2 protein-coding genes and 1 pseudogene are annotated in these 4,327 nt (G+C 60.9%); 1 reads left to right on the top strand and 2 read right to left on the bottom strand.

Translation table 11 applies throughout. From position 1 onward, the window contains the following. Positions 1–247 (top strand): annotated as a pseudogene (locus NW837_RS05715) (hypothetical protein); the annotation flags it as partial. 24 nt (positions 248–271) lie between these two features. Here the strand turns inward: NW837_RS05715 and NW837_RS05710 are convergent. Together NW837_RS05710 and NW837_RS05705 are read right to left on the bottom strand one after the other, a co-directional pair. Then, positions 272–3,214: a GAF domain-containing protein gene (locus NW837_RS05710; protein WP_414329767.1), complete on the bottom strand. Its 2,943-nt coding sequence runs from the start codon at positions 3,212–3,214 to the stop codon at positions 272–274. A gap of 356 nt (positions 3,215–3,570) precedes the next feature. Continuing rightward, positions 3,571–4,188: an NADPH-dependent FMN reductase gene (locus NW837_RS05705; RefSeq protein ID WP_414329765.1), complete on the bottom strand. Its 618-nt coding sequence runs from the start codon at positions 4,186–4,188 to the stop codon at positions 3,571–3,573. Between the last annotated feature and the right edge of the window lie 139 nt (positions 4,189–4,327).

The following is a 4,327-nucleotide window of genomic DNA, read 5'->3' as shown; positions in this document are numbered from 1 at the left end:
AACTCGGGATGTGCGCTGGGGATCCCTGAGTTTCCGGGGCGGGATGCAAACCCTGCTGGCCTTGGTGGAGCGCTTTTTTGAAAACTTGCTCCTGCGTGCCGAACAGACGGCTATGGCAATGCAGGCCCGTGGGCTGACCGGCCCAGACCATCCCCTGCGCTGGCACCGCCTACAACTGCGGCGGCTGGATCGCGGCCTACTGGCTCTACTGCCCCTGTTTTGGCTGCTCAGAACCTTGTCCCCCTAAGGTGACCGGCAACACAGCTTTTTCCTACCCAGGGGGATGGGGCTCGTCGCTGCCCATCGGCAGGAGCAGCCGAGAGACACAACGCCCATCGGAAGAGAGGTAAAAGGAGAGCTGGCCCCCCATCCGCTGCACCACCCGTTGACACAGGCTGAGTTCCAGACCAGGACTCACCGATAGAGGCGACTTGAGCAGAGGATCCGCGTAGATCACCTGGTTCGGATCCAACTGAAGGGCGGCCATCAGGTGAGGGTCGAAGCTGCCCTGATCCACCACCAGCAGCTCTGCATAGCCAAAGGGCTCCGCATCGCTATCGCGAACGCTGGCTTGGCTCCACAGATCCAGCCGCCCCCCTTCCGGGCTGCGCAAACCAGCGGCTGTCAACACCTCCCAGAGCACCATCTCCAGTCGTTCGGGATCCCCCTGGACGGCAATGCTCATGTCCCCATGGGCCCGCGGCCACAGCTTGCGTTTTTGGGTCAGGCCCTCCACCCGGCGCAGGCTTTTGCGCACCAAGGTTGCCAAGGGCACCGACCGCAACTGCGGCTGCACCTGCCAAGTTTCCGACTGCAACAACGGCCTTGTGGAGACGGTCAGATCCCGCAGCCCTCTGCCGATCTCCACCACCTTTTGCCAGCGGGTGGCTTCGTCTCCGGGAATCTCCGGCACCTGACCCAGGCGGCGCAGGCTGTCCAGAAGGGCATTCTGCATATCCAGCAGTCGGCGGTGCTTGTACCAGTTCAACTCCCTGAGCACCTCCTGCCGCTCTTGCAAAGTTTGCATCCAGAGCAAGCGCCGCAGCGTCCAGCCGCAGGTCTGGGCGATCAGCATCACAGCCGCCCGCTCGTCGGGATCCCAAACCTTGCCCGCTTCTGCCCCCAAGATCAAAACTCCCAAAGCTCCCGCCTGCGAGGAGTTTGTCTCCCCCAGCGCCACCAGCAGCCAGGATCCCAGGCCGGCAGCAAAGTGCTCCGCACCGCTGACGCGACTGAGCCAAGTGCGGCTGGCAGGGGGGATCTGCTCCTGGGTGAGCGGCAGAGGTTCTGCCGACTGCAGCGCGTAGGCCAGTAGGGGATCTTGCAGGTCGATCTCGGTGGAGCCGGTCTCCGTCCCGGCAGCGGTAGTAAAAGGCCCCTGGAGCTGAGCCCGGCTTTCCCCCGGCTGCCAACTGACCACCAGCGCCAGAGGGATCCCCAGCAATTGGGCCGTCTGTCGAGTGGTAGTGGTGTACAGATCTGACAAGGTGGCCAAGTTTGGCAAGGTTGAACAAGTGGCGATCAGGCCCTTGAGCAATTGCTCTTGTCGTTGCCGGCGTTGTTCTGACCGAATTTGCCGCAGGATCACCCCCACCTGTTGGGCGATCCCCCGCAGCAGTTGCCGCTCTTCCCGGCTCCAGGTCCGTAGCTGGGGATGCAACACCAAGAGCAGCCCTTCCACAGGTGTGGTGGCGGTACCGCCGACCCCGGTGTGGGTCAGCATCAAGGAACGAACCCCTGCCAGTTCCTGCCGCCAAGAGAGCAGGCGCAGATCTTGGTCGTAGTTTTCTGCCACGACCACCTCGCTGCGCATGAGATCCTGCCAGTCCTGGTCGCTCAGAGGGCTGAGCTGCTGTGGCAAAGTCTGCTTGCCTTCCCTGCGGTACTCGTAGAAGAGGCGGGGGATGGGGCTGTCGGGATCCACCGTCAACACGGCCACTGCACCGACTTTCAGGCGCTGGGCCAGGCCGACAACGGCTTGCTGGAGAGCCTGTTGCAGCTCCGCCGGGTTGTAAAGCGAGCGGCCCACCTGTTGCACAAACTCTTGGTCATCGGCCAACTGGCGAATGCGGCGATCCAGATTTTCTAGGGGGGCAGCCAAGGCCAACCCATTGGCGGCAGCGGCCACCAACTGTCGCTCAGCGGCTTGCCAGGTACGGGGCACATCGGATTGCACCCAGATAAACCCCAGCAGATCCTTCTCCAGCAAAATCGGGGCTGCCAAAACGGCCTGGGCCCGCAACTGCTGCATCAGCTTGGGGGGAACCTCAGAGCGAGTCGTCCCTGTGCCGCCCACCACCACCTGGCCATCGGCGAGGGTGTAGTACATGTCCCCCAATTCCCGCAGCGAAAGGCTGACCTCCCCTGTTGGCCCTGCTCCGACTTTAGCCCCTTTGGGAACAGGGGGCTGAGAGGACTCCGTCCCCCCGCTGTTGCCAACAGCTTTGGGGACGCTCCCGTGGGGAACGAACTGACCCTGGCTGCGCTCGTGCCAATACACCTGAATGTGGACAGCGCCCAGAAAAGACTGTAACTCCTGCCTCACCAGGCTGACCCGTTCCTGCAGGGATCCCACCTGGCGCATCGCCGTTCCCAACCTCAGGAGCGGATCCTCAAGGCGCTTTTCGGTCTGCTGTTGCCAAGCGTTTTCCAACTCTTGCAGAGAAGCTGCCAACTGCCCCAGCAAAATTCCCAAGAGAGCCTTTTCGTCCTCACGGGTGGTAACCCCCCACATTTGGGATCCCAGCATCAGGATCCCCAAGCAGCGCCGCCGTCCCACTGCCGTTCGCGACAGCGGGCCGTAGGCCGAGAAGGGATAAATGAAACAGCCCTGGATCCCGCCCAGTCGCCTGGCCTCCCGCTGCCAAATGCCCATGCGCGGTTCCTGAGAGAGGTCGGGCAGGCTGATCGGTCGCTGCTCGATCACCACCTGCTCCAGGATCTCCCCCGGCTGTAGAGGATGCACCGCCCGCAGTAGGGTTTGATCCTCAAGAAGGGTCACTCCCCCCTGACCCACCAACTGGTGATTTGGATAGTCGTAAAAGGCCAGCCAGATCAGCGGCGCCCCAAACGCCGCCTTGACATACTCCAGCGTGAGCTGAACGAGGGTGTTGGCATCGCTCTGCTCCCGCATCTGCTGCAAGGTTGCTTGCAGGGCCACCAGGGGAGATATTGGCCCAGCTCTATCGGAATGAGGGGGAACAGACTGAACCATACCTGTGTGGAGCTATTCTGCGGGTTCCTCTGCAAGTCAATGCCCTCTCAGCCAGATCTCCGTCGGATCTGAGCCTTATTTGTTGCTGGGCAACGCTGAGGCAACAGGTGAGAAGAAGAGAGCCCGGACTTGTTGCTGTTTGAAACAACTTTGGCATACTCTCCGCCCCAAGGGGCAGGGATTCTCGACGTCGGGCGTTCGCCCCATCCTCGACGCAGTGAAAGATTTGGTTTTCATCTCTCACCCAGCCCCAGTGTAGTCTGTCTGCAGCCGTCCTTCATGGCTTCCTAACTTCCCTGGGGTTGGTCGCGGAACGCTTGGAGAGTGTCTCAATCTAGTTTGGAATGACTGTAATTTCAGGAAGGCTTCACCACTGGGATCCCGCGCAGCTTGTGAGTATGGGTCACCAAGCTCTGGACAAAGTGTTGAAAGCGCTGTTTTAGCTTCTCGTCTTTGAGATTGCCTTGCTCGTCAAAAGCGTTCCAAGCCCGACCGATGGCGATCTGCTCGGGGATTACCCAGCCATGCACCCAACGCACAATCAAGCGCATCTGGTTCAGGGTATTGCTGTTGCTCTCGCCGCCCAAAACGCTGATCAACCCGAAGACCTTGCCCTCCAGTTGCTCAAAGCTCAACAGATCCAGGGCATTTTTCAGGCTGCCGCTGATGCCGCCGTGGTATTCCGGGCTGGCTAGGATGATCCCATCCGCCCGCTTCATGGTTGCTCGTAGGACTGCCACATCGGGATAATCCGCATAGGACTCCGAGCCATCCACAAAGGGCAACTTCATCTGCCGCAGATCGAGGATGTGCAACGGGATCCCCAACTTCTCAAACTCGCGCCGCGCCACCTCCAGCGCCTGGTACGTCAGGGAATTGGGCCGCAAGCTGCCCCCGATTGCCACGAAACGAGCCGCAGAGGTTTCAGCCATGGTGGTTTGAGGATTGCCAGTGAGGGCTTGTAGAGGAGACATGGGCCGGACTCCCGAGCAGACATCAGCTAGAAATCGCAGGAGCCCCGCACTGTACCCGTAGGGTCACTGCCGGGAGGAATGCGCTTTGATGAAGTACAATGAACTTATGAGCCAAGTCCTGACCATATCCTGCAAGCTC

This window comes from Synechococcus sp. R6-10, assembly GCF_047461815.1.
Lineage (GTDB): Bacteria > Cyanobacteriota > Cyanobacteriia > Thermostichales > Thermostichaceae > Thermostichus.
This window is presented reverse-complemented; position numbering and strand designations above follow the sequence as displayed.